Consider the following 24,116-nt stretch of genomic DNA (forward strand, 5'->3'; position numbering starts at 1 on the left):
TGAGCCGACCAGCTCGGTCTCCTCCGGGCCGAGAAGTTGACCGTTGGAGGCTAACCGTTATGAGCGACACTGACGGTGTTGGCTGCATGGCCTGAATGCGGGCAGGCAGTCAGGTGGCCTCGCGAACGGTCTTCGAGCCGGGCAAAGGCACTGAACCCCTCGCCTTGGTCGGCGAACCACGCACCCGGCCCCGGCTCGTGCCGCACGGCGCCACCAGGCGGCGGGTGAGGGCGGATGGTGCAACGCAGGCTAACGCACTCATTACGCAGGGCCTCCCGCGGGTGCCGGCACCCGGTCACGGACGGGCCCTTACCAAAGACCCCGTACGGGCGGGTCGGCACCCGGAACCGTACGGCCGTCCACGGTTCCGGGTTGCCGCCCTGGGCCCTGCGACGATCGTCCCGGGACGGAACCCCCAAGTCAATCCTCGGGTTTCCTTCCAAACTCCTTAGCTTTGGCTTGGTTTATTGGCCGGGCCCGGACTACCGTGCCCGGGTGACCCTCGACGATCTGCGAGCCTTCGTGGCCGTCTGCGAGGCGGGCAGCCTCAGTGCCGTCGCCCGCGACCTCGGCTGCACCCAGTCCGCCGTCAGCCAGCGCGTCCGGCGTCTCGAACGGGAGGCGGGGATCGGCCTGTTGGAGCGCCGGCCGCGCGGCGTGGCACCGACCGCCGCCGGCCGGCTCCTGCACCGCGCCGCCGCCGACGGCCTGGGCGGACTGGATCTGGCGCTGCGCCGGCTGGCCGACATGCGGCGCGGCGACGGCGGGACGGTCCGGGTCACCACCGGCGCCACCACCGTCCGGCACTTCATGTCCGACGCGGTGGTCTCCTTCCGGGACCGCCATCCGCACGTCAACCTGGAGTTCCACACGGAGAGTTCCAGCCGCCGCTGCTTCGAGGCGGTCGCGGACGGCGACTCCGAACTGGCCTGGATCACCATCGGCCCGCCCGTACGGGGCATCGAGCAACACCCGGTCATCGGTCTGCCGTGGGTGCTCGCGGTCCGCGCCGGCGATCCGCTCGCCGACCGCGACCGCGTCGAGCCGGACGAGCTGGCCGGCCTCCGCCTCGTCCGGCTGCCGGAGAACTCCACGTCCCGTATGCGGCTCGACGGACACCTCGGCCACCGGGACGGCGCCCCGGCACCCGATCCCGCGGTGCCCGGGCCCAGCGCCACCAGCGTCGCCGACTGGGACACCGCGCTGCTCCTCGCCGAACTCGGCGTCGGCCCCGCCGTCGTCCCCCGCCTCCCCGGCCACCGGGCCACCACCGGCCACCCCGGCCTCCGGCTGGTGCCGATCCCGGCACTGCCGCCGCTGACGACCGGCTGGGCGGTACGCCAATGGGCGGCACTCGGCCCGGCGGCGGTGGAGTTCGCCGAAACGGTGAACCGGTGCTTGGTGGGCGGGGGTTCGGGCACGGACGGGCGGCGGGTGCCGACCGCGTGGGCGTCACCCCCACCCACCCCAGCCGGCGCACCAGCTCCTCGTAGCGCGGTGTGAGGACCGGGCCGATGTCCTCTCGATCGTCCGGAGCCTCGCCCCGATCTGAGCCAACCGCGCCTCGGCGGCGGCCCGTTCGGCTGCCGGCTCCGCACGCCGGAGGCGCGGCATGCCGCGCAGCTCCGCCGCGTCCACCTGCTCGTCCAGGATGGCCGCCACCTGCCGGAGGCCCAATCAAGACGCCTTCCAGACGCCTTCCAGTGGGGGTCGTTTCCACCGTGTCAAGGTCAAGCGCGACCGCAACTCCCACGGGGGCGTGGCCCTCGGAGGTCACGGTCGGTTGACCGCCCGGGACCGCTGAGCGACCGGAATCGGCCGCTCAGCGGCGTACTCCGGCCACCTGCGGCAGCATCGCGTCAAGTCCGGTCCGGAAACCGTCAACGACGCGTAATGGAGCAGAGGGGCACCCCCCGCACCGGGCATAGCGTCTGTGCCGAGCCCCGGCGCACGCGCAGTCCAACCGGTCCGGGGCAGCCATCCCGTCGAGGAGCAACGCCGTGTCCCACCATCTCCGCGCGGAAGACCCCGAGCCTGCTGATCGTGTCCCGGCCGGGCCTCTCTTCGTTCCCGTCCGGCCGGGACCCGCGGGCTGTACCGCCCGCCTGTTCCGCACCCCGCTCGGCGGCCGCACCGCCGTCGGTTTCACCTCGGCGCAGCGGCTGGCCGAGGTGCTCGGCGGCGGCCAGCCCTGGGTGCGGCTCTCCGAGCCCGCACTGCGCGCCCTGGCCGAACCCCTGGGTGCGGCCACCGTGACAGTCGACCCGCGCTTCACCCCCGACGCCGCCCGTGACGCCCGCGACCCGCGGAGTGCCCTGGAGGTGGCGCGTGACGTGGCCCGGAACACGACGCGCGAGGTGGCCCGTGAGCCGCGCCTCGTCCCCGACGCCCCCCGTGAACCGCGGATCGCCCGCGATGCCCTCCGGGAACCACGTCTCGCCCCGGGAATGCCCCGCATGTCCCGCGGCAGTCACCTCCGCCGGGCCGTCTGAGAGGAAGGGGCGCCCCCACCATGAGCCACACGACCCTGCCCCGGACGACGGACTCCCGGACGACTGACTCCCGCCCGGCCGCCGCGCCGACCCCGGCCCCCGCCCCGGACCCGGTCCTGGCGCCGGCCACCGACCCCGGCCAGCTCGCCATCTGGCCCGCGTCCACCGTGCCGCTCCCCGAGGACGACCTCGCCCTCGGCGGCGTCCCGCTGACCGAGCTCGCCGACCGCTTCGGCACCCCCGCGTACATCCTGGACGAGGACGAGGTGCGCAACCGCTGCCGCGCCTACCTCCGGGCCTTCCCCGACGCCGACGTCTACTACGCGGCCAAGGCGTTCCTCTGCCGCGCCATGGCCCACTGGGTCGCGGAGGAGGGGCTGGGCCTGGACGTCTGCTCCGCCGGCGAGCTGGAACTCGCGGTCACCACCGGCTTCCCGCCCGAGCGGATCGTGCTGCACGGCAACGCCAAGAGCCCCGCCGACTTGCGGGCCGCGCTCCGGCTCGGCGTCGGCCGGATCGTCATCGACAGCACCTCCGAGATCGCCCGGCTGGCCGCCGCGGTCCCCGTCGGCAGCCGGCAGAAGGTGCTGATCCGGGTCGTCCCGGGCATCGCCGCCGGCGGTCACGCCAAGATCCGCACCGGCACCGACGACCAGAAGTTCGGGCTGTCCCTCGCCGACGGCTCCGCCCAGCACGCCATCACCCGCGTCCTGGGCCAGCCGCGCCTCGAACTCGTCGGCCTGCACTGCCACTTGGGCTCCCAGATCACCGCCGTCAAGCCCTATCTGTCGGCCGTGCGGCGGCTGGTCGGCCTGCTGGCCCGCGTCCACGAGCAGCACGGCATCACCCTCCCCGAACTGGACCTGGGCGGCGGCCACGGCGTCGCCTACCGGCCGGGCGAGCCCGCCCTCGACATCGCCGGTCTCGCCACCAAGGTCCGCGCCGAACTGGCCGGCGGCTGCGCGGCGGCCGGCCTCCCGGTGCCGCGGCTGGCCGTCGAGCCGGGCCGCGCCATCGCCGGCCCGTCGGGCGTCGTCCTCTACCGGGTGCTCGCCGTCAAGCGCACCGGCGCGCACACCTTCGTGGCGGTCGACGGCGGGATGAGCGACAACCCGCGGCCCGCTCTCTACGGGGTCCGTTACGCTCCCCGGCTGGTCGGACGCCGTTCGGCCGCCGCCACCGAGCCGGTCACCGTCGTCGGCCGGCACTGCGAGGCGGGCGACATACTCGCCTCCGACGTCCACCTGCCCGGCGACATCCGCCCCGGCGACCTGCTCGCCGTCCCGGTGGCCGGCGCGTACCACCTCTCCATGGCCTCCGGCTACAACCTCGTCGGCCGCCCCCCGGTCGTCGCGGTCACCTCGGGCCACGCCCGCCTCCTGGTCCGCCGCGAGTCCCTGGCAGACATCCAGGAGCGGGACATCGGGCTCTGAGGGGGCCGGGCCGGACTACGCCCTGGGGAGCTGGGGCGGTGGCTGTGGCCCTTGGCTCGTCGGCGAGTTCGGGCGCCATCGGTCCGGCCCCGGCCGTTCCACGGCCGCCTCGGCCCAGCACGTCGCCGACCCGGCGCCGGCCCGTCGCCACCGCTCCACGGCCGCCCAGCCCGGCACATCGCCAGCCCCGTTGTCGTCCCTGACCCCCCGTTACCGCCCCCCGAAACCGCCCCCGGTGGAAGCGTTCCCGTTCGCTCACGGCGCCTCCACCGGGGGCATCGGCTCCCCGCCCGGATTCCAGGCCGCCAGGAAGGCCGGCTGACGGGCCAGGTCCACCAACTCGACCCGGGCGCCGATGCTGCCCACCCGGTGGTACGCGAACGACCGCCCGTACGGACACCCGCTGAACTCCTCCGGGAACCCCTCCGCCGCCAGCCGCCGGGCCCCGTCCTCCAAGGACCGCGTCCAGAAGCCGAGATGATCGAACCGCGCCCCCTCGGACACGTCCCACGGCCCACCCGGCCGCGCGGGCTCGATCAGCTCTATGTACGGCGGTTCGCCCCGCGTGAAGGCGATCCGGAAGTCCCACTCCCCGATCCGGTCCCGCCGCGGCGCACTGAACTCGACCCCGGCCGCGGCGCCCAGGTCCCGTATCGCCGCCGCCATATCCGGCACGACGAAACACACGTGATAGAAGCCGGCCATCACAGCCCTCCCCAGCCCCGTCGGGCGAACCCGACTCCTGCAACCTCCAACCCCTGCAGTGTGCACCCGCCGCCCCCTCGCCTGGATTTTGTCCACAGGTTGAGGATTCCGCGGAACCTGTCGGGCCACGACCCCCAACGGGCTGCATGGCCTCCTGGGCCGCAGGATCCATTTACCTGCCATATGCAACAATCAGTTGTAGGATGACTGGGCAACTGAGCAAACAACCGGGCAAATAAGCTCCCGGAAACGACAGAACAGAAACGGGCACGGAAACACGGCGATGGCACTCAAGGCAGCAGGACGGCAATCGCTCGTCGACACCGTCGTCGAGGCCCTCCGCGCCCAACTGGCCGCCGGTGAATGGCAGGTCGGTACCCGCATCCCCACCGAACACGCCCTCGCCGAACAGCTCCAGGTCGGCCGCAACACCGTCCGCGAGGCCGTGCGCGTCCTCGTACACGCCGGGATGCTGCGCTCGCGCCAGGGCGAGGGCACCTTCGTCGTCTCCACCGCGGACCCGGCCGAGGTCCTGCGCGGCATCCGGCGCGCCGGCATCCGGGACGTCCTGGAGCTGCGCATCGCCCTGGAGGCCGAGGCCGCCCGGCTGGCCGCACTCCGCCACGACCCCGCCGACCTGGAACGCATGCGGGCCGCCCTGGACGCCCAGGCCGAGCTGGAGGACTCCGAGGGCCGGCCGCACTCCGGAAGCCTGGAGCTCTACGCCGACCACGACATCGCCTTCCACCGGGCCGTCGTCGAGGCCGCGCACAACACCGCGCTGACGGCGACCTACGGCTGGTTCAGCAGCTCCGTACGGGAGGCACTGGTCACCGCCCTCGACGACCAGGCGATGCCGAAGATCGTGCACGGCGACCACCGCGCCGTCCTGGACGCGATCGCCCACGGCGATCCGGACGCCGCCGAACGCGCCACCCGCGCCCTCCTGGAGAGGCCCAAACGAGCCGTAGAGGCCCTCCTCGCCGGCGACTGACAACCACCCGGCCTACAGCCTTCCTCCTCTCTTCCTCTCACGTCCCGTCACATCAGCTCTCGGCATGGCACTTCGCCGCGCTACGTCTCACATCACTGCACTTGGTTTGACGTCACGTCACTTCGTTTCACGTCACTTCGTTTCGCTCCCTTCAACTCCCTTCCCTTCAACTCCCTTCCCCCGACCCCTCCTTCTTCCGTTCTCTTCCGTTTTTCCGTAGGAAGTCCACGATTGGCCAGGTACGCACGCATGTCAGGGACCGACGCGACCACCCAGGTCGACCTCATCGACGCCGAGGAAGACCTGATCCCGGCGCCCCAGGTGGCGGCCGCCCGGCGGCGGTTGCGGGCCCACCCCGCGCTCCTCCTCGCCGGCATCGTCCTCGCCGCGGTGAACATGCGCGCGGCGCTCGCCGGGGTCTCCCCGCTGCTCAACGAGATGGCGCACCACTTCCACCTGGCCGCCACCGCCAGCAGCCTGGTGACCACGATCCCGCTCGTCTTCATGGGCCTGGGTTCGCTGATCGCCCCGCGGCTGGCGCGCCGTTGGGGTACCGAGGCGGCGCTGTGCGGTGCGCTGGTCGCACTGTGCGGCGGCATCGTGCTACGGGTCGCGCCGCCGGTCGCCGCGCTGTTCGCCGGCTGCGCGGTGGTGGGCGCGTCGATAGCCCTGCTCAACGTGTTGATGCCGGGCCTGATCAAGCGGGACTTCCCCGAGCGGGCGGCGGGCATGACGGCCCTCTACTCGACCGCGATGATCCTGGGCGCGACCCTCTCGGCCGCCTCCGCCGTCCCCCTGGAGAACGCGCTCGGCAGCTGGCAGGGCTCCCTCGTCTCCTGGTCGCTGCCGGCCGCCGTCGCCGCCCTGGTCTGGCTCCCGCAGGCCGTGATCGCCCGCCGGGGCACCCACCACGGCACGGCCGCGGCGACGCCCGCCCCGGGCACCGGGCACGGCCCGAAGCTCACCCGCTCCCCGCTCGCCTGGCAGGTCACGCTCTTCATGGGCTCGCAGTCGCTGATCGCGTACGTGATCATCGCCTGGATGCCGACGGTCTTCACCGACCACGGCATGGGCAAGAGCGAGGCGGGGCTGGTCTTCGCCTTCAGCACGCTGGTGCAGATGGTCGGTTCGTTCGTGGTGCCGACGCTGGCGGGCCGGATGCGCCGCCAGCGGCTGCTGGGCGTGGTGGTCTCCGCCCTGATGGCCTGCGGTGTCACCGGGCTGCTGGTCGCGCCGGTGGCGGGTGCCTGGCTGTGGGCGGCGGTCCTCGGCGTCGGCCAGGGCGGCGCCCTCGGGCTGGCCCTGACGATGATGGTGCTGCGGTCCGGCGACGCGCACACCGCCGCCCGGCTCTCCGGCATGTCCCAGACCGGCGGCTACCTCCTCGCCGCCGTCGGCCCGCTGGCCCTGGGCGCCGTCCACCAGGTCACCGCCGGCTGGACCGTGCCCCTCGTCCTGCTGCTCGTCGTCTGCGCCGGCCTCGCCCTGCTGGCCCTGGGCGCCGGCCGCGACCGCAGCATCGGGACGACGGCCGGGGGCTGACGGCGGCGGGGCCGACAACGGTCGGCGACGGTTGACGCGAGCCGGCGGGCGGGGGACCGGCTTCCGCTTCCCGTCCGCGCTCGCCCCGCCCCGTCCCACCTCCTCCGCCTCGTCCCGCCCCGCCGTCACCCCCCAACGGTCCAGCGGAACACGCCGGGCGATGTGCCGGCCCGCGCCGGGCCGAAGCCTGTGTGGCGGGCGGCCGGAGGTGCGCCCGGCGCCGCCGGCGCACGCGATCCGGTGCGGCGGCGCGGTCCCGCATCACGGCCTGCTGGCCTACCGTGCCCCCATGAGCGATGTTCAGCACACCCGTCGCCGGCCCGGACCGCGGTTCTCCCGGGCCGGCTGGCTGATTCTTGTCGCCGTTCTGTGTGTCGTCGTCGTGCTCGCCGTGCTGCTCGTGCCGCGGCTGCTGCGGGAGCGGCAGTACGGCCGGCTCACCGTCCCGGAGGGGCAGCGGGCCTCCCAGATCTACGCGGCCGCCGACCAGGCACTGAAGGTACCCGCGGGCACCACCGCGCAGGCCGCGAGAACCGCTCGCCTCGACCTGCCCGCCGAGGCGAAGGGCAACCCGGAAGGCTTCCTCTTCCCGGCGACGTACCCGCTGCGCAAGGACACCACCCCGACATCACTGCTGACGTACATGGTCAAGACCGCCGACCAGCGGCTCGCCGCCGACCGCATCACCTCCTACCGCACCGTGGTGATCGCCAGCATCGTGCAGGCCGAGGCGGACCGGACGGCCGACATGGGCAAGGTCGCCCGGGTCATCGACAACCGGCTGGCCAGGAACATGCCGCTCCAGATGGACTCGACGATCAACTACGCGCTCGGCCGCAGCACACTGCGCACCAGCCACACCGACACCCGCACCAAGAGCCCTTACAACACCTACAAGTTCACGGGCCTGCCGCCGACCCCGATCGACAATCCGGGGCCCGACGCGCTGAAGGCGGCCGCCGCGCCCCCGGCGGGGGACTGGCTCTACTTCGTCACCGTCAAACCGGGCGACACCCGCTTCACCGCCGACTACCGGCAGCACCTGCGGAACGTGAAGGAGTTCAACGACGGGCAGAAGAACCCCGCCGGCGGCTCCGCCGACACCGCCGCCACCGGCGGATAGCCCCTCCGCACCGGCCGGTCGGTGCGATCCTCCGGCCGGTCGGCGCGCCCCTCGGGGCGGTCGAGGTGCCCCGTCGACCGGTCGCGCCGTCTACTCCTCCCCGGCCAGCGTCAGTGCCTTCAACCGGCGCCCGGCGTACCAGGTCGCCGCGCCGGTGACGGCCACCAACAGACAGACCGCGAGCGGAAGTTGGACCGCCGAGCTCAGGGCCCCCTCGGCGCCGACCTTCTGTCCCACCGCGAGCGCCCACTGCTGAACGCTCAGGGTCCGCGCCCCGGGGACGACGTTCCCCACGAACGCCTCCCAGACCAGGGCGTAGACCAGACCGAGGACCACGGCGTGCCGGGTGAGGGTGCCGAACAGCAGGAACAGGGCGCTGTAGGCGACCGAGGCGATGGCCGCGGCCACCGCGTAGGCGACGGCTATCTGCTGGCTGTTGCCGTTGAGGATGAATCCGGCCACCAGGACCGGTATCGCCGAGAACGCGGCGGTCACACCGATCGCGACCAGCAGTTTGGTGACGATGATCGTCGAGCGGCGGACCGGCTTGGCCAGGAGGTAGACCACCGAGCCGTCGTCGATCTCCGGGCCGATCGCGCCCGTCCCCGCGATCACGCCGATCAGCGGAACCATCGTGCCCAGCGCGAAGCCTCCGAGGATGCCGCCGGCGGTGGCGTCGTCGGCGCCGGTCAGCGCCCGGACGATCACCGCGATGGCCACCAGGAGGGCGGGCAGCGCGAAGAGGATCAGGGCACGGCGCCGGCCGAGCAGCGACCGGTAGGTGAGCCGGGCGACGGTCGGGTGGAAGAGTGCGGCCTTGGGCGCGGCGGCGGGCGCCGGCGGGGCCGCGGGAGAGGTCGTGGACATACTGCCTCAGGGCTCCTTTCTGGCCTCAGGCCGCTACGAGGTACGAGAAGACGGATTCCAGCGACTCGTCGGAGGGCGAGACCGTCAGCAGGCGGATGCCGTGGTCGCGGGCGACCCGCGGCAGGAGTTCGGTGAACCGGCCGAAGTCGACGGCCTGGATGCGCAGGGCGCCCTCGACGACGTCCACCTCGATACCGGCCGTCGAGGGGTCGGCTATCAGCGCCCCGGCCAGTGCCCGGTCGTCGTCGGACCGGACGAGGTAGCGGTGCGGGCGGTCGGTCATCAGCCGGCGGATCTTGCGGAAGTCGCCGGAGGCGGCATGCCGGCCGGCCACCACCACCTCGATGTGCGAGGCCAGTTGCTCGACCTCTTCGAGGATGTGCGAGGAGAACAGGACCGTACGGCCCTCGTCTCCCATCCGCCGCAGCAGCTCCATCAACTGCATCCGCTGCCGTGGGTCCATGCCGTTGAACGGCTCGTCGAGCAGCAGCACCGAGGGCTCGTGAACCAGCGCGGAGGCCATCTTCACCCGCTGCCGCATGCCCTTGCTGTAGGTGGAGATCTTGCGGTCCTGGGCGTGCTCCATCTCGACCGTGGCCAGCGCCCGGGCCGCCGCGGCCCGGCCGAGGCCGTGCAACTCGGCGTTGGCGAGGACGAATTCACGGCCGGTGAGGAAGTCGTACATCGCCTCGCGCTCGGGGACGAGGCCGATGTGGCGGTAGCTCGCCGCGTTGCGCCAGACCGTGGTGCCGTCGAGGGTGACGGTGCCGTTGGAGGGGGCGAGGAAGCCGCCCATCATGTTGATGAGGGTGGACTTTCCGGCGCCGTTGGGTCCGAGCAGGCCGGTGACGCCGGGGGCGATGGTCATGGTGATGTCGTTGACGGCGACGACATTGCCGAACCAGCGCGAGACATGGTCGATGCGAAGAGTACTCATGGGCGCAGCTCATTCATTGAGGGGGATGGGGTCTCCCCTGCTCGAACGGAGTTGAGAGCTTGGGGACGGTCGGGCGACGGGTGGGCGGTCACAGTCCGGCCTTCCGGTAGCGGCGCATCAGCAGGCCGTAGGAGCCGGCGATGACGAGCAGGGAGACGAGGAGGTAGACGATTCCTGCGCCGGTCGACGGCGTCAGCCCGTCGGGGAAGGAACTGGTGCCGCCCAGGAACGTGGACTGCACCCCGTCGATGAGGGTGATGGGCGAGAACAGGCCCAGCCAGCCGACGGCGGAGCCGTTGCCCTGGAGGGTGGCGATGCCCTGGATGGCGCTGACCGCGCCGTACGGAATGGTCAGTACGGCGATCACGGCGGCGACCCCGAAGCCGCGGCGCGGGGTGAGCGCCGAGACGAGCAGTCCTATCCCGGCGAACAGCAGCGAGAGCAGCGCGGCGCAGACCAGCCCCTGCCCGAACCCCTTGGTCTGGTCGAGGAAGTCCAGCTTCCCCAGCAGCGCCCCGACGTAGAGGACCACCAGGGGGGCGGCGGTCAGGATGAAGAGCGCGCTCGCCATCGCGGCGAACTTCGCCATGACGTAGTCGGCCCGCTCGATCGGCCGGGAGAAATACAGCGGGGTGGTCTTGAACCGCAGGTCGCGGGAGACCGACTGCGGCGCCTGGGCCGCCAGATACAGGCCGATGACGGCCTGGAGGTAGATGGGGTAGCGGCTGTAACCGACCGGGAGAGCGCCGGCCTTGGTGAACATCGTGACCGCGACCATGATCCCCGCGGGCAGGCACATCACCCCGAAGAGCAGCATCGGCAGCACCTTGCTCTTCGCCGACCGCCCCAGGCCGTACGCGCCGCGCAGGCTCTGCGAGAACAGCGACCGCCGGGCGTAGGCACGGCCCAGCCGGGGGCCGTCGTAGTGGCGGTAGCCGATGTTGTGGATGTAGGCGCCACCCGGCGTCGTTTCCGTACTCATTCCGCGTTCCCTCCGCCCACGGTGGTGGGGCGACCGGTGTCCTGTCCCGCCGTCGCGTCCCGCTCCGCCGACGCGCTGCCGGGCGGTGCCGGTGTACCGGCCGCCGCCTGCGCGTCCGTGTCGCGGAAGACCTCGGCTATCTGGTGGCGCCGCTGCTCCATCCGCACCAGGCCGAGCCCCAGCCCGGCGACGGTGTCGCGGACCAGGTCGTATGTCTCGTCCCCGGACGCCTCGACGAAGAGGACGTGGCCGGAGGAGGCGAGCCCCTCGGCGCCGGGCGCGCCGGCGGTCACCGCGGCGCCGGCCGCGGCCAGGGCGGCGCGCAGCGCGCCGGTGCCGTCCGGGTGGGCGTCGGTGTCCGTGACCTCCACCGCCAGCGAGGTGGTGACCTTGGTGAACTCCGTGGTGGAGGAGGAGCGCAGCAGCTTGCCGCCGTCGATCACGACGACGTGGTCGCAGGTGCGCTCCAGCTCGCCCAGGAGGTGCGAGGTGACCAGGACCGAGATCCCGAAGTCGGTGTGCACGCGCCGGATCAGGCCGAGCATCTCGTCCCGGCCGACCGGGTCGAGGCCGTTGGTGGGCTCGTCCAGGAACACCAGCTGCGGGTCGTGCACCAGCGCCTGGGCCAGCTTCACCCGCTGCTTCATGCCCGTGGAGTAGCCGCCGATGGGGCGGTACCGCTCCTCGTAGAGCCCGACGTGACGCAGGGTGTCGGCGGTGCGCTCCCGGGCGGCGGTCGGCGGCAGTCCGGACATCCGGGCCATGTGCACCACGAACTCGGTGGCGGAGACGTCCGGCGGCAGGCAGTCGTGCTCGGGCATGTAGCCCACGCGCTCGCGGATGGCGCTGCCGTCCTTGGTCACGTCCAGTCCGAGGACGCGGGCGGTCCCCTCGGTGGCCGGGGCCAGGCCGAGAAGGATCTTGATCAGGGTCGACTTTCCGGCGCCGTTGGCACCCACCAGGCCCGTCACGCCGGGGGCGATGTCAACGGAGAGCCGGTCCAGGGCGGTCACCCTCGGGTACCGCTTGGTCAGGCTTTCGGTCACGATCACAGTCACGTATTCGACGGTAGTGGCGGCCGCCACATCCGGCGTCAACCCCAGCGGTGGTCTTCGTGTAGCCCTCCGGTACGACATGCCCTTAGGGGTTCTCCTGCTTCAGCGTCAGGGGAGGCACGGCCGCCTCATCCGTGGGCCCCGTCCCTCGCACACCCCTTGACGCAGCCGCCGACCATTGTCACATTCATCAGTGGCAAGTTACGGGCACGTACCGCGATGGACCGCTCACGGACGGACGGTTGGCGATGGCCTCAGTCACCTCAGCGACCTTGGCAGCACCGGGAGAACTCACCGCCCACCTCAAGGGATTCCGGGAGGTCCAGCGGCTCGCGTACGCCTGCGCGGAAGCGGTGGCCGCCCAGCTCAGGCCCGGGGTCACCGAGCGAGCGGCGGCGCGGATGCAGCGCGAGTGGCTGCGCGAGCGCGGTGTACGGGACTGGTTCCACCTGCCGTTCGCGTGGTTCGGCGACCGCACCGCCTTCGCCGGCTTCCGCGTGCCGCTGCAGTTCTTTCCCACCAACCGCGCGCTGGAACCAGGCATGCCGTTCATCCTCGACATGGCCCCGGTCCACAACGGCTGCACCGCCGACATCGGCTACTCCGGCTGCCTGGGCCTCAACCCCGTGCACGACCGGCTCCTCGCCGACCTCGAAGCCCACCGCGAGCTGATCCTGCGCGAGGTGCGCGAGCGCCGTCCGCTGCGCGAGATCTACGAGGACGTCGAGCGGCTGATGGTCCGGCAGGGACACGCCAACCGCCACCGCGCCTATCCCTTCGGCGTCATCGCGCACAAGGTCGACCGGGTGCGGCAGCGCCGCTGGTCCCCCACCGTCTTCGGTTTCGGTACCCAGTCCCTCAAGGGCCTCGCCTCGGACGCGCTGCACGGCCACCGGGAGGGCTGGTCCCCGCTGTGGAGTCCGTACCGCTTCTCCGATCACCCGCCGCAGCCCGGGCTGTGGGCGGTCGAACCCCACCTCGGCTTCCGGGGCACGGGGGCGAAGTTCGAGGAGATCCTGGTCGTCACGGACTCCAACGACCCGCAGGAAAGCGCTTTTTGGCTCGACGACGATCTGCCGCATGTGCGGCGCTGGCAGGAGGAGAAGGCCGCGTGAGGACCGGACGTGGACGGAACGGGCGACAGGGACCGGACGCCGGGCGGCCGGCGGCGACCTCGCTCCCGGAGGCCCGGGAGCGCTGGGTGCGCACCGGCGGGATCGAACTGTGCGTCGCCGAACTCGGTGATCCGCAGCGCCCGACGGTGGTGCTGGTGCACGGCTACCCGGACAGCAAGGAGGTCTGGTCCGAGGTCGCCCGCGGCCTGGCCGAACGCTTTCACGTGGTGCTCTACGACGTCCGGGGCTGCGGCCGCTCCACCGCGCCACGGCCGCTGCGCGGCGGCTTCACCCTGGAGAAGCTGACCGACGACTTCCTGGCCGTCGCGGACGCGGTCAGCCCCGACCGGCCGGTCCACCTCGTGGGCCACGACTGGGGCTCCGTCCAGGCATGGGAGTTCGCCACAGTGCAGCGCACGGAGGGCCGGATCGCCTCCTTCACCTCCCTCTCCGGCCCGTCCCTCGACCACTTCGGACACTGGATCAAGAACCGGCTGGCGCGCCCCACCCCCGGCCGCGCCGCCCAGTTGCTCAGCCAGGGCGCCAAGTCCTGGTACGTCTACCTGCTGCACACCCCCGCCCTGCCGGAACTGGCCTGGAAGGGTCCGCTCGGCAAGCGGTGGCCGGGAATCCTCCGGCGCGTGGAGAAGGTGCCCGGCGGCGACTACCCCACCGCCTCGCTGCCCACCGACGCGGCCCACGGCGCCTGGCTCTACCGCGACAACGTCCGCGCCCGGCTGCGCCGCCCCCGCGCCGACGCCTACGCCCACTGCCCGGTCCAGCTCATCATCCCCACCGGTGACGCCTTCCTCTCCCAGCGGCTCTACGACGACCTCGACCGCTGGGCGCCCCAACTCGTACGCCGCACGCTCCCGGCCAAGCACTGGGTGCCGCGCACCCGCCCCGACCAACTCGTTTCCTGGATCGGCGAGTTCGTCACCGCCAAGGAGGAGGGCGACCCGGCGAAGGACATGGTGGCCTCCGGCCCGTATGCCGACCGCTTCGGCGGTCAGCTGGTGCTGGTGACCGGTGCGGCCAGCGGGATCGGCCGGGCGACCGCGTTCGCGTTCGCGGAGGCCGGCGCGCGGATCATCGCCGTCGACCGGGACGCGGAGGGCGCGGCCCGCACCGCCGACATGGCCCGGCTGATCGGCGCACCGGCGGCCTGGGGCGAGGCCGTCGACGTCTCCGACGAGGCGGCCATGGAGAAGCTGGCCGACAAGGTCGATGCCGCGTACGGCACCGTGGACGTGCTGGTCAACAACGCCGGCATCGGCCTGTCCGGCGCCTTCATGGACACCACCTCCGAGGACTGGAAGAAGGTCCTGGACGTCAACCTGTGGGGTGTCATCCACGGCTGCCGGATCTTCGGCAGCCGGATGGCCGACCGCGGCCAGGGCGGCCACATCGTCAACACCGCCTCGGCCGCCGCCTACCAGCCGTCCCGGATCCTGCCCGCCTACAGCACCTCCAAGGCGGCCGTCCTCATGCTCAGCGAGTGTCTGCGCGCGGAGCTGGCCGGGCAGGGCATCGGCGTCACCGCCATCTGCCCCGGCCTCGTCAACACCGGCATCACCGGCACCGCCCGCTTCACCGGCGTCTCCGCGGAAGAGGAGAAACGCCGCCAGGCCAAGGCCGCGCGGATGTACGGGATGCGCAACTACCCGCCGGAAAAGGTCGCCGACGCCATCCTGCGCGCGGTGGTCCGCAACCAGGCGGTCGTCCCGGTCACCCCCGAGGCGCGCGGCGCCCATCTGCTCTCCCGCCTCGCCCCTCGGACGCTGCGGGCCCTCGCCCGCCTCACACCGCCCGTGTGACCGGGCCGCGCCCTCGCCCCGCAACCCGCACCCGGTGAGCGGCCGGGTCCGACGCCCGGCCGCCCACCCCACCCGGATCAGGAGAACCACGCACGTCAGGAGCCGCCGATGAGCACCGCACGCCCCCAGGAGCACCACCCCATCGCGCCCCGCCGGGTCGCCTTCGACTGGCGCGAGACCCCGCTGCACTGGCTACCCGACGAGCCCACCGCCACCCATGTGATCAATGTGCTGCACCTGCTGCTCCCCGCCGGCGAGCGGTGGTTCGTCAAGGTCTTCAAGGAGGCCCTCCCGCTGGTCCGGGACGAGCAACTCCTCAAGGACGTCAAGGGTTTCATGGGCCAGGAAGCCACCCACAGCGTCCAGCACTCCTACGTCCTGGACCATCTGGCCCACCAGGGCCTCGACACCACCCCCTACACCCGGCACGTGGACTTCCTCTTCGAACACCTCCTGGGGGAGCGGCCGCCCTTCCGCACCCCGGTCCCCGAGCGGGAGTGGCTGCGCTTCCGGCTCGCCCTGATCGCCGCCATCGAGCAGTTCACCGCCGTCCTCGGCAACTGGGTCCTGGGCGCCGAGGGCCTGGACCACGCCGACCCCGACCCGGTGATGCTCGATCTGCTCCGCTGGCACGGCGCAGAGGAGGTCGAACACCGCTCGGTCGCCTTCGACATGTACCAGCACACCGGTGGCGAGGAGCCCGCCCGCTATGCCCGCCGGGTCCTGGCCATGGCCGTGACCGCCCCCGTTCTGCTCTACCTCTGGTCCTGGGGTGCCGGTTATCTCCTGCGCCACGACCCCCAACTGGCCGCCCCCTCCCGCTACTCGCTCCGCGCGCACAACCGCGCGGCCCGCAGGGGCCTGCTGCCCACCTGGCGGGAACTCGGCTCGGCCATCCCCCGCTACGTCCGGCGCTCCTACCACCCCTCCCAGGAGGGCTCACTCCGCGCCGCCCTCACCTACCTCGCGTCCTCCCCGGCCGCCCGGGCCGCGGCCGGGGCGGTGGGACGCGCCGCACTCCAGTGACGACGGGCGAGGGCAGGGCCACGCGCCGGTGCGTGCCCAAGGCCGTCAACGCCGTGGCCGACCCCCTCCGACGCCTTGGGCTGCCCTCGGTCCGACGCCTTGAACCGGCCCCCTCCGGTGCCGGTGGCCGGCCTCGGCCCGACGCCGTGGGCCGGCCCCTGCCCGACGCCATGAGAGGGCACCTGCCAGGCCCCATGAGCCGGACCGCCCGTGCCATGAACGGACCGATGGCTGCCGTAAGCCGTGCGCCGGATTGCTGCCCAAAGCGCTGAGCCGGGTCGCCGGCCCGAAGTGGTGAGCCGGTTGCTTTGCCCGAACCCGGCCCGCACGAGACCCGCCCCGCCTACCGCCCGGTGAGGCGGCCACCCGCCCCGGTGCCGCGCGAGGCAGCCGTATCGTGGCACCGCAGCACCCGGCCCATGCCGGGGGGCGAACGGCGTCCGGCCACGGTCCGTGGCGCGCCCGCCCTCGCCACGGCCCCGTGGGCAACCGCCTTGTAGGCAGCCACCCGCGATGGCTGACCGGCACCACGGCCTCCGCGACGAGGCGGCCGTCCCGTAAGGAGCACCGCAGTGACGACCGAGCAGCCACCGACGGCCGAGTACCGCATCGAGGACCTGGCCCACCTCAGTGGCGCCACGGTCCGCACCATCCGCGCCTACCAGGACCGCGGACTGCTGCCCCGCCCGGAGCGTCGCGGCCGCGCCAACGTGTACGGCGAGGCCCACCTGGCCAGGCTGCGCCAGATCGCCGATCTGCTCGACCGCGGGTACACCCTCGCCAGCATCAAGGAACTCCTCGAAGCCTGGGACGCCGGGCGTGACCTGGGCGGCGTCCTGGGCCTGGTCGCCGAGATCGACGGGCCGTGGACCGACGAGAAGCCGACGCGCATCACCCGTGCCGACCTGGACGCCGCCTTCGGCGGCAACCCCGACGACCAGGCGGTGGCCGAGGCCGTCGAGCTCGGCGTCCTGGAACGCGTTCCCGGCCGGGACGACGCGTTCCTGGTTCCCAGTCCGCAGGAGCTCGCGGTCGCCGCCGAACTGCACGCGGCGGGTGTCCCACTGACGGCGATCTCCGGGCATCTGCGAGAGGTGCGCGGCCAGGTCGAGCACATCGCCTCCCGTTTTCTGGACTTCACCACCGAGCACGTCTTCCAGCCGTTCCTGGATCATCCGCCCACCGAGGCCGAGACGGCCGAGGCCACGGCCCTGGTCCGCCGTCTCCGTCCGCTGGCCCAGCAGACCATCGACGCCGAACTCGCCCGCGCCATGCGGACGCTGGCCTCCCGGTACATCCGTCACCACCTCACCGAGGCACTGGCGCCCGGCCACCCGCAGCCTGACGGCGGTGCGGAAGCCGGGCCGCGGACCGGTCCCGTGCCGGCGGCAGCCCCGGCGCCGGGGGCCGCCACCCGACGCCGGGGCGCCTCGGAACCGGAGCGCTGCCCCGAGAGGGCAGCGGTCCCCGGGCCCGTCGCGGACCCCCGTCCCGCGACCGGCTCGGAGGCCGTGCCGCTGCCCGTCGAGACCGTGCGGGCCGTCCGCGACCTGGTGGGCCCGGAGGGCACGGCCGCTTTCATCGCCGCCGCCGCACAGCGCGAGGTGCAAGCTCGCGCCATGGACGCCCTGACGGCGGCGCACCATGGCCCCCGGTCCGGCGAGGAAGATGTCTCCGGACGCTGATCCCGCACCCCGGACCTCCTCCAGGCGGCTCCCCGTGGCCCGGCCTTCCCGGGCTCATCCCGCTTGCTTCCCTCTCCAGTTGTCAAAGATCGAGCCGGACGCCCCTCCCGTCCGGCCACCCCTCCGGGTTGCGTCACACCACCGGATCCGGGAGCCAGTTGCCATGGAACCCGTACGGCACCCGCCGCGGCAGGGACACCGTGGCGACCGGGCCGGCGGTGATGTCCTCCGCGTCGAGGATCACGAGATCGCTGGTGTCGGTGGCCGCGTCGTGGACGTAGGTGATCAGCCAGCCCGGCCCGCCCGGACGGTCGTCGGCGGGGGCGAACGCCGCCTCGCCCGGGGTACGCCCGGGGCCGAAGTCATAGCGGGCCACCGCGCCGGTCCGCAGGTCGTAGCGGAGCAGGGCGCCGGGTATCGGTCCGGTGCCCGGTGCCTCGGCGGCCGTGACATGGCCGAAGCGGGCGGGCAGTCCCGCAAGCCGGTCGTCTATGCGCGGGAACTCGCCCATCTGGTCGTCGATCTGCTCCTCCCGCACGGTGCCGGAGGCGAGGTCGATGGTCCAGCGCCACAGGCAGGGCGCAGCCTGCCCGGCCAGGGTCGCGTAGCGCGACACATGGAGGACGATCCGCTGGTCGCCGTCGTCATGGGCGTTCAGCGAGTGGAAGACATAGCAGGGGTCGATGGCCAGCCAGCGGACCTCGCCATGGGGATCGTCGCGCCGCAGCACCCCGAGCCGGGCCCCGTACTCCGGATCCCAGCGGTACGGCATGCCGGGACGACTGCGGTCGAGGACCATGGGAAGGTCCATGAAGATGACATGGCGGGCCGTCAGATGGAAGTCGTGCATCATCGTTGCCGCGGGGACGTCGATGGGGCGGCTGACCACCAACTCCCCCGCCGCGTCGGCCCGGTGATAGGTCAGGTAGGGCGGCTCGGAGTGGCCGTAGCCGAAGAAGTGCAGCTCTCCGGTGGTGGGACAGATTTTGGGGTGAGCCGTCATGGCTGTGGTGAGCCGGCCCCCGAAGTCATGGGGCCCGAGGGTCTCCAGCTCATGGCCTGGCCGGCAGTCGATCTCATAGGGGAAGGACGACTCGACCAGCGCCAGCGTGCGGCCCGCGTGCCGGACGACATGAGTGTTGGCGACGCCGGCGGTCAGATCGCGGCAGCCCGTCCCGTCCCCGATGCGGATGCCGTCGGTGAAGGTTGAGGTGCGGACCCAGCGATTGCGGTAGGAGACGGCCCGGCCGCCCGCAAGGCGCACGCCGTGGACCATGCCGTCGCCGAAGAACCAGTGCGCACTGGCGGCGGCGTGGGGGTTGGGGCCGTTGCGGAGATACCAGCCGGAGAGCTCCGGCGGGATGGTGCCGGTGACCGGCAGGTCGTGGGCGGTCAGTTCGTCGGTGACCGGGGCGAAGTTGCCGGCCAGGTGGGGCGGCTGAGCCGAGGACGCGGCTGCCGCGCTGGTCGGGGTGGTGGTCATGCGGCCATACCTCCCTGGATGTCGAGCCCGGCGCCGGCCTGCTGCAGGAAGCGGGCGAGGGCTCGTTCCGGATATGTGGCGGTGAACCGGATGGGCAGAACGAATCCGGCGACCTGGACGAGGATCGAGTAGCCGAAGCTGAGGTCATAGGCGCTGATGACGGCCTGCGCCATCGCGGACAGCGTGAAGGACAGAGCCCAGGCCGCGGTGATCACGACATTGATCCGCCGGAACAGCTGGGTGTGCCAGACCTCGGGCGGGGCCATCCGCCGGGCGATCGCCATGGTGAACGGCCGCCCCACGGCGATCGAGACCCAGGCGATGAGCGCCAGCCATCCCATCGACAGGGCGCTGCAGTACTCCTGGAGGCCGCTGTCGGGGCGGGCGAAGGCCAGGACGGCCAGTCCGGTGAAGTAGACGATGGTGCCGTACTCCAGCAGTCGGACGTCCAGCGCGAGCCCTGCCGCGCGGTCCGTTATCAGCAGCACCATCGAGGCCGCCAGCCCGGCGAGCGCACCCCACTGCCAGCCGGCCGTGGACACCCCCGCGAAGACCAGCCATGGAATGAAACCCCGCAGATACTTCATGTCTCCCCCTCATTCGCTCGCGCCCGGTCGTGACGGACGACTGCTCTCCGATGCGCTGGTCCGACGCCCACGACCGCGGCATGACGCCCGGTCTCCGGCGCTCCCGCCCCAGCGATATTCCAACAATGACATGTCGAAGTTGGAAAGTCCAGCGTTGACATGTCAGTTGTGGAAGGTAGTGTGCGGGTCATGAGCCTGAGACATGCCGTACTGGGCCTGCTCTCCGAATCCCCGGCGAGCGGCTACGACCTGATGAAGCTGTTCAACGCCTCGCTCACGAGCGTCTGGCCGGCGACCCAGAGCCAGGTCTACGGCGAGCTCAACAAACTCACCAAGGCCGGTCTGGTCGAGGTCTCCGCCCACGGCCCGCGCGGCCGCAAGGAATACGCGATCACCGACGACGGCCTGGCCGAGCTGCGCCACTGGCTCACCGAGGTCGCGCCCTCCGGCCCGCCGCGCCACGACGGCCTGCTGCGGGTGTTCTTCCTCGGCATCCTCACGCCCCTGGAAGCGCAGTCGTATCTCCTCACGCTGGCCGAGGGCGCCGCGCGTGCCCACGGCCAGTACGAACAGATCGACCAGCACGCGGAGTGGGACGAGGAGATGATCTCCGTCTACGGGCGGATCGCGCTGGAATACGGTCTGCGACTGTCCGCGGCGATGGAGGACTGGGCCCGCTGGGCCGCGGACGAGGTCACCAGCGCCAAGGCCCGGAGAGCCAGTGAACTGGCGCGCGCACGGCACGGCGCGAAAGAGCCCGAGCAGGACGAACAGCCGGCCACGGAGCAGCCCGACAGCGAGTGACCTCCGCCGTGCCCCGCATCACCCGGTGGCGGACGCGCCTCCTCCGCGGTGGCTCACGGCCCCGGCCTCGCCGGGCGTCCGCCGGATTTTCAGGTGCCGCGGCCACCACGCCGCGGCATCCTGAAGGCATGAACCACCGGCGCTCCGTGCGCATTTCGAAGTACCTGGCGAAGCACCTGCGCCACGCACCGGAACGGATCGGCCTCGTCCTGGACGCTCAGGGGTGGGTGCCGGTGACCGAGCTGATCGACGCCGCCGCGCGGCACGGATTTCCGTTCTCCCGGGCGGAGTTGGAGGCCGTGGTCGCCGACAACGACAAGCAGCGCTACACCCTGGAAGACGACCGCATCCGCGCCAACCAGGGCCACTCCGTACGCGTCGAACTCGGGCTGGTGCCGGCCGCGCCTCCCGCTTTCCTCTTCCACGGCACGGTGGCCCGGAGCATTGCCGCCATACGGGAGGAGGGGCTGCGGCCGATGTCCCGGCATGCCGTGCATCTCTCACCGGACCGCGAGACCGCGACCCGGGTGGGCGCGCGCCGCGGCAAACCGGTGGTGCTGACGGTGAACGCGGGGGCGATGCACCGGGCGGGCCATGTCTTCCACCTCAGCGCCAACGGCGTCTGGCTGACCGCACAGGTACCGCCGGAGTTCCTCCGCTTCCCCGGCTGACCCTCCCCATCCCGCCCGGGCAGAGAACAGCAGGTCAGAGGCCGGGTGCTCCCCAGACCGGGAACCACCGGGAAAGATCCTTCTCGATCGTCAGATCGTCCCCGAGCATCGCCCGCACCTGGAGTTCGAGCGGGTTGTCGCGCTTCTCGGCATCGCCGGTCCGCGGTGCGAAGGGGTAGAACGTGCCGCGCTTGTAGAGATAGACGAGCGCCAGCGACCGCTCTCGCTCATCGCGGAACCCGAGCAGCGAGCACAGCAGCTGCGGGCCGAAACCCGCCTCCTCCAGGGAGGTGTTGACCGCGTGCAGGTCGTTGACCAGGCCCACCACGTCCTCGGGGGTGTGCCGCACCAGCAGCCACGTATAGCCGTACGCGTCCTGGGTGAACTCCACCGAGCCGTCCAGGAGCGCACGCGCCTCCTCCTGGATCCGTGCGAACGCACCGCCCTCGACGCTCGCGAAGCACACCGACCCCAGCCCGGTGGGGGTGAAGCCGGCCGCGGCCTGCAGGGTGACCGCGGCGGACGGCAGCGCGAAGAGCTGGTCCAGGTCGGGCCGCACCGGCTTGCTGCGGCCGAGGATGGCGTCCAGAAGTCCCATACGCGGCTTGCTCCTTGATCCCTTGCTCCGATGAAGCGGTGGCATGTTTCACGGGAAACATGCCGTGCCTCGGTCACTGCCGTGCCGCCTGAGGCCGCCTTTCAGGGCCGCCCCAGCTGGGCCGCTATCCGCCCCAGCTGATCGAGCCGCTGCTCCAGCGTGGGGTGCGAGGACAGCAGTTGGTTGAAGCTCTCCTTGTTGAACGCCGGCGCGAAGTAGAACGCGTTGAAGGGCTGGGCCTTGCGGAGGTCCTCGGTCGGGATCCGCGCGATCTGGCCGGTGACCTTGGTCAGCGCGGAGGCCAGCGCCGAGGGACGCCCGGTCAGCAGGGCGGCGGCCCGGTCCGCGGACAGCTCGCGGTAGCGGGAGAGCAGCCTGGTGAGCAGGAAACTGATCGCGTAGACGACGACGCTGACGGCGGTGACGATCAGGACGGCGATGGCGGCGTTCTGATCGCGGTTGTTGCGTCCGACGCCGCTCCACAGGGCGGCGCGGGTGATGATGCCGGCCAGGACCCCGAGGAACGAGGCGATGGTCATCACCGCGACATCGCGGTGGGCGACATGCGAGAGCTCATGGGCCAGCACGCCCTCCAGCTCCTCCGGCTCCAGCCGCCTGAGCAGCCCGGTCGTGGCGCAGACCATGGAGTTCTGCTGGTTGCGGCCGGTGGCGAAGGCGTTCGGCACATCCGACTCGGCGATCGCGACCCTCGGCTTGGGCATGTCGGCCAGGGCGCAGAGCCGGTCCACGGCGCCGTGCAGCTCGGGTGCCTGCTCCGGTGTGACCTCGTGCGCGCCCATGCTGAAGGCCGCGATCCGGTCGCTGAACCAGAACTGTGCGACGAACATCGCGCCCGAGAGCAGCAGCACCACCACCCAGGCGCCCTTGAGCAGCACCACCAGCGCACCGACGACCACGACGTACAGCAGCCCGATGAAGAACATCGTCATGACCATGCGCGAGGTCAGCCCGCGGTCGGGGGCGAATCGGGTCTGTGCCATGGCTCCTCCACAACGCACCGCTTCTCGCGCAGTGCTATGGCCCCGCCGCGCGCCGGTCTCCACCGACGCGCCGGGCCTGCACACTGCGCCGCTGTCCCAATTCTCCCCCTTGCCGGCTATATACCGGGTAAAGCCCCGGCCGGAATACCAGGGCAAACCGGGCGTACGGCCTGACGTGGTGGTTGTACCGCTATGCGTCGAGCTGCGCCAGCCCCTCGGTGGCGATCCGCTCGAAGACCGCCGGGTCAGCCGCGAAGACCGAGTCCGCGATCGGCCAGTGGATGACCAGCTCCTCGATGCCCAGCTCGGCATGGCGGCCGGCGAAGTCGACAAAGGCGTCCAGCGAGTCCAGCGGCCGGTCCGGGGTGAATCCGGTCAGCATGATCTTCTGGAGCTCGTCGAAGTCCCGGCCCTGGTCGGCGCATGCCTTCGCCAGCCCCTCGGTCTGCCGGCGGACGGCCTGCCACGACTCGGCCGGCGTCCCGCCCGCGTTCGACACCTTGGGGTCGCCGGTCGTCACCCACGCCTGGCCGTAGCGGGCGGCCAGCTTCAGCCCGCGCGGGCCGGTGGCCGCCACCGCGAACGGCAGTCGCGGCCGCTGCACACAGCCGGGGATGTTGCGCACCTCGTCCGCGGAGTAGTGGGTGCCTTCGCTGGAGACGACGTCCTCGGTCAGCAACCGGTCGAGCAGCGCGGTGAACTCGGCGAAGCGGTCGGCCCGTTCGCGCGGCGACCAGGGCTCCTGACCCAGCGCGGTGGCGTCGAAACCGTTGCCGCCGGCGCCGATGCCCAGCGTGACGCGGCCGTCGCTGATGTCGTCGAGCGAGATCAGTTCCTTGGCGAGGGTGACCGGATGCCGGAAGTTCGGCGAGGTGACGAGGGTGCCCAGGCGTATCCGGGAGGTCGCGGCGGCGGCCGCGGTCAGCGTCGGGAGAGCGCCGAACCACGCCTGGTCGCGGAAGCTCCGCCACGAGAGGTGGTCATAGGTGTACGCGGCGTGGAAGCCCAGCTCCTCGGCGCGTCGCCACACCTCCTTACCGCCTTCGGACCAGCGGCGGACGGGCAGGATCACAGTGCTCAGTCGCATGTCCCCGAGCGTACGGGCACTGCGGAGAAAGCCCGCGGGGCCTATCTCCCCGGCCGAGCTCATCTGTGCCACCCACCGCACGCCTGTACGTGCCGATACGCGAAGATGGCCC

General features: G+C 72.1%; 22 protein-coding genes. 12 read left to right on the forward strand and 10 right to left on the reverse strand.

Annotated elements, in window-relative coordinates:
• Positions 1–495 precede the first annotated feature (495 nt).
• The 3 genes from ACRAS8_RS17525 (at position 496) to lysA (ending at position 3,925) form a co-directional block, all read left to right on the forward strand.
• The gene (locus ACRAS8_RS17525) at positions 496–1,503 is read left to right on the forward strand and encodes a LysR family transcriptional regulator (protein WP_438486970.1); all 1,008 of its coding nucleotides are present in this window, start codon (positions 496–498) and stop codon (positions 1,501–1,503) included.
• A 497-nt stretch (positions 1,504–2,000) separates the two neighbouring features.
• Positions 2,001–2,492, forward strand: a complete 492-nt coding sequence (locus ACRAS8_RS17530) for an SAV_915 family protein (RefSeq protein WP_438486971.1) — start codon at positions 2,001–2,003, stop codon at positions 2,490–2,492.
• A 20-nt stretch (positions 2,493–2,512) separates the two neighbouring features.
• Positions 2,513–3,925 (forward strand): diaminopimelate decarboxylase, encoded by a 1,413-nt coding sequence (gene lysA, locus ACRAS8_RS17535; protein WP_438486972.1) that lies wholly within the window; start codon positions 2,513–2,515, stop codon positions 3,923–3,925.
• Between the two features lie 255 nt (positions 3,926–4,180).
• Here lysA and ACRAS8_RS17540 read toward each other — a convergent pair whose 3' ends face one another.
• Entirely contained in the window at positions 4,181–4,630 is a 450-nt protein-coding gene (locus tag ACRAS8_RS17540; protein ID WP_438486973.1) for a VOC family protein, read from the reverse strand.
• Positions 4,631–4,913: 283 nt separating this feature from the next.
• Between ACRAS8_RS17540 and ACRAS8_RS17545 the strand changes: the two genes are divergently transcribed.
• The 3 genes from ACRAS8_RS17545 to mltG all read left to right on the forward strand — a co-directional run bounded on the left by ACRAS8_RS17545 (position 4,914) and on the right by mltG (position 8,289).
• The gene (locus tag ACRAS8_RS17545; protein WP_438486974.1) at positions 4,914–5,624 is read left to right on the forward strand and encodes a FadR/GntR family transcriptional regulator; all 711 of its coding nucleotides are present in this window, start codon (positions 4,914–4,916) and stop codon (positions 5,622–5,624) included.
• Positions 5,625–5,873: 249 nt separating this feature from the next.
• A complete protein-coding gene (locus ACRAS8_RS17550; protein WP_438486975.1) occupies positions 5,874–7,166 on the forward strand; it encodes a CynX/NimT family MFS transporter in 1,293 nt (430 codons plus the stop codon).
• Between the two features lie 289 nt (positions 7,167–7,455).
• Positions 7,456–8,289, forward strand: a complete 834-nt coding sequence (gene mltG / locus ACRAS8_RS17555; RefSeq protein WP_438486976.1) for an endolytic transglycosylase MltG — start codon at positions 7,456–7,458, stop codon at positions 8,287–8,289.
• Between the two features lie 90 nt (positions 8,290–8,379).
• On the opposite strand, the gene ACRAS8_RS17560 is transcribed toward mltG, so the two are convergent.
• The 4 genes from ACRAS8_RS17560 to ACRAS8_RS17575 form a co-directional block, all read right to left on the reverse strand.
• Positions 8,380–9,156 (reverse strand): ABC transporter permease, encoded by a 777-nt coding sequence (locus tag ACRAS8_RS17560; protein ID WP_438486977.1) that lies wholly within the window; start codon positions 9,154–9,156, stop codon positions 8,380–8,382.
• Between the two features lie 25 nt (positions 9,157–9,181).
• Positions 9,182–10,093, reverse strand: a complete 912-nt coding sequence (locus ACRAS8_RS17565) for an ABC transporter ATP-binding protein (protein ID WP_438486978.1) — start codon at positions 10,091–10,093, stop codon at positions 9,182–9,184.
• Positions 10,094–10,181: 88 nt separating this feature from the next.
• Entirely contained in the window at positions 10,182–11,075 is an 894-nt protein-coding gene (locus tag ACRAS8_RS17570; RefSeq protein WP_438486979.1) for an ABC transporter permease, read from the reverse strand.
• Complete coding sequence (locus ACRAS8_RS17575; RefSeq protein ID WP_438486980.1) at positions 11,072–12,160, reverse strand: ABC transporter ATP-binding protein; 1,089 nt, start codon at positions 12,158–12,160, stop codon at positions 11,072–11,074. Before ACRAS8_RS17575 ends, ACRAS8_RS17570 begins: the two co-directional genes overlap by 4 nt.
• 218 nt (positions 12,161–12,378) lie before the next feature.
• On the opposite strand from ACRAS8_RS17575, the gene ACRAS8_RS17580 reads away from it, so the two are divergent.
• The 4 genes from ACRAS8_RS17580 to ACRAS8_RS17595 all read left to right on the forward strand — a co-directional run bounded on the left by ACRAS8_RS17580 (position 12,379) and on the right by ACRAS8_RS17595 (position 17,773).
• On the forward strand, positions 12,379–13,245 hold the full coding sequence (locus ACRAS8_RS17580; protein ID WP_438486981.1) for a M24 family metallopeptidase: 867 nt from the start codon (positions 12,379–12,381) through the stop codon (positions 13,243–13,245).
• The gene (locus tag ACRAS8_RS17585; RefSeq protein WP_438486982.1) at positions 13,242–15,062 is read left to right on the forward strand and encodes an SDR family oxidoreductase; all 1,821 of its coding nucleotides are present in this window, start codon (positions 13,242–13,244) and stop codon (positions 15,060–15,062) included. The genes ACRAS8_RS17580 and ACRAS8_RS17585 overlap by 4 nt, the downstream gene beginning before the upstream one ends.
• Before the next feature lie 108 nt (positions 15,063–15,170).
• Positions 15,171–16,088 carry a metal-dependent hydrolase gene (locus ACRAS8_RS17590; protein WP_438486983.1) on the forward strand — a complete coding sequence of 306 codons (918 nt, stop codon included), beginning with the start codon at positions 15,171–15,173 and terminating at the stop codon, positions 16,086–16,088.
• A 572-nt stretch (positions 16,089–16,660) separates the two neighbouring features.
• Positions 16,661–17,773: a MerR family transcriptional regulator gene (locus ACRAS8_RS17595; RefSeq protein WP_438486984.1), complete on the forward strand. Its 1,113-nt coding sequence runs from the start codon at positions 16,661–16,663 to the stop codon at positions 17,771–17,773.
• Positions 17,774–17,906: 133 nt separating this feature from the next.
• Here ACRAS8_RS17595 and ACRAS8_RS17600 read toward each other — a convergent pair whose 3' ends face one another.
• Entirely contained in the window at positions 17,907–19,256 is a 1,350-nt protein-coding gene (locus ACRAS8_RS17600; RefSeq protein WP_438486985.1) for a carotenoid oxygenase family protein, read from the reverse strand.
• Positions 19,253–19,843 carry a hypothetical protein gene (locus tag ACRAS8_RS17605; protein WP_438486986.1) on the reverse strand — a complete coding sequence of 197 codons (591 nt, stop codon included), beginning with the start codon at positions 19,841–19,843 and terminating at the stop codon, positions 19,253–19,255. Before ACRAS8_RS17605 ends, ACRAS8_RS17600 begins: the two co-directional genes overlap by 4 nt.
• 189 nt (positions 19,844–20,032) lie before the next feature.
• On the opposite strand from ACRAS8_RS17605, the gene ACRAS8_RS17610 reads away from it, so the two are divergent.
• Together ACRAS8_RS17610 and ACRAS8_RS17615 are read left to right on the forward strand one after the other, a co-directional pair.
• The gene (locus ACRAS8_RS17610) at positions 20,033–20,647 is read left to right on the forward strand and encodes a PadR family transcriptional regulator (RefSeq protein ID WP_438486987.1); all 615 of its coding nucleotides are present in this window, start codon (positions 20,033–20,035) and stop codon (positions 20,645–20,647) included.
• A 128-nt stretch (positions 20,648–20,775) separates the two neighbouring features.
• Positions 20,776–21,318, forward strand: a complete 543-nt coding sequence (locus tag ACRAS8_RS17615) for an RNA 2'-phosphotransferase (RefSeq protein ID WP_438486988.1) — start codon at positions 20,776–20,778, stop codon at positions 21,316–21,318.
• Positions 21,319–21,352: 34 nt separating this feature from the next.
• Here ACRAS8_RS17615 and pspAB read toward each other — a convergent pair whose 3' ends face one another.
• The 3 genes from pspAB to ACRAS8_RS17630 form a co-directional block, all read right to left on the reverse strand.
• The gene (gene pspAB / locus ACRAS8_RS17620) at positions 21,353–21,916 is read right to left on the reverse strand and encodes a PspA-associated protein PspAB (RefSeq protein WP_438486989.1); all 564 of its coding nucleotides are present in this window, start codon (positions 21,914–21,916) and stop codon (positions 21,353–21,355) included.
• Positions 21,917–22,017: 101 nt separating this feature from the next.
• Positions 22,018–22,917 (reverse strand): zinc metalloprotease HtpX, encoded by a 900-nt coding sequence (gene htpX, locus ACRAS8_RS17625; RefSeq protein WP_438486990.1) that lies wholly within the window; start codon positions 22,915–22,917, stop codon positions 22,018–22,020.
• A 190-nt stretch (positions 22,918–23,107) separates the two neighbouring features.
• Complete coding sequence (locus ACRAS8_RS17630; RefSeq protein ID WP_438486991.1) at positions 23,108–24,004, reverse strand: LLM class flavin-dependent oxidoreductase; 897 nt, start codon at positions 24,002–24,004, stop codon at positions 23,108–23,110.
• Between the last annotated feature and the right edge of the window lie 112 nt (positions 24,005–24,116).

This window comes from Streptomyces sp. S186 (assembly GCF_051603415.1).
GTDB lineage: Bacteria > Actinomycetota > Actinomycetes > Streptomycetales > Streptomycetaceae > Streptomyces.

Bases quoted from the DNA above. Each gene is read 5' to 3' on its own strand.
- ACRAS8_RS17545 (WP_438486974.1), top strand. From the start codon at position 4,914: ATGGCACTCAAGGCAGCAGGACGGCAATCGCTCGTCGACACCGTCGTC.
- ACRAS8_RS17630 (WP_438486991.1), bottom strand. From the start codon at position 24,004: ATGCGACTGAGCACTGTGATCCTGCCCGTCCGCCGCTGGTCCGAAGGC.
- ACRAS8_RS17570 (WP_438486979.1), bottom strand. From the start codon at position 11,075: ATGAGTACGGAAACGACGCCGGGTGGCGCCTACATCCACAACATCGGC.
- ACRAS8_RS17615 (WP_438486988.1), top strand. From the start codon at position 20,776: ATGAACCACCGGCGCTCCGTGCGCATTTCGAAGTACCTGGCGAAGCAC.
- mltG (WP_438486976.1), top strand. From the start codon at position 7,456: ATGAGCGATGTTCAGCACACCCGTCGCCGGCCCGGACCGCGGTTCTCC.
- htpX (WP_438486990.1), bottom strand. From the start codon at position 22,917: ATGGCACAGACCCGATTCGCCCCCGACCGCGGGCTGACCTCGCGCATG.
- ACRAS8_RS17550 (WP_438486975.1), top strand. From the start codon at position 5,874: ATGTCAGGGACCGACGCGACCACCCAGGTCGACCTCATCGACGCCGAG.
- pspAB (WP_438486989.1), bottom strand. From the start codon at position 21,916: ATGGGACTTCTGGACGCCATCCTCGGCCGCAGCAAGCCGGTGCGGCCC.
- ACRAS8_RS17605 (WP_438486986.1), bottom strand. From the start codon at position 19,843: ATGAAGTATCTGCGGGGTTTCATTCCATGGCTGGTCTTCGCGGGGGTG.
- lysA (WP_438486972.1), top strand. From the start codon at position 2,513: ATGAGCCACACGACCCTGCCCCGGACGACGGACTCCCGGACGACTGAC.
- ACRAS8_RS17565 (WP_438486978.1), bottom strand. From the start codon at position 10,093: ATGAGTACTCTTCGCATCGACCATGTCTCGCGCTGGTTCGGCAATGTC.
- ACRAS8_RS17560 (WP_438486977.1), bottom strand. From the start codon at position 9,156: ATGTCCACGACCTCTCCCGCGGCCCCGCCGGCGCCCGCCGCCGCGCCC.
- ACRAS8_RS17610 (WP_438486987.1), top strand. From the start codon at position 20,033: ATGAGCCTGAGACATGCCGTACTGGGCCTGCTCTCCGAATCCCCGGCG.
- ACRAS8_RS17590 (WP_438486983.1), top strand. From the start codon at position 15,171: ATGAGCACCGCACGCCCCCAGGAGCACCACCCCATCGCGCCCCGCCGG.
- ACRAS8_RS17580 (WP_438486981.1), top strand. From the start codon at position 12,379: ATGGCCTCAGTCACCTCAGCGACCTTGGCAGCACCGGGAGAACTCACC.
- ACRAS8_RS17540 (WP_438486973.1), bottom strand. From the start codon at position 4,630: ATGGCCGGCTTCTATCACGTGTGTTTCGTCGTGCCGGATATGGCGGCG.
- ACRAS8_RS17600 (WP_438486985.1), bottom strand. From the start codon at position 19,256: ATGACCACCACCCCGACCAGCGCGGCAGCCGCGTCCTCGGCTCAGCCG.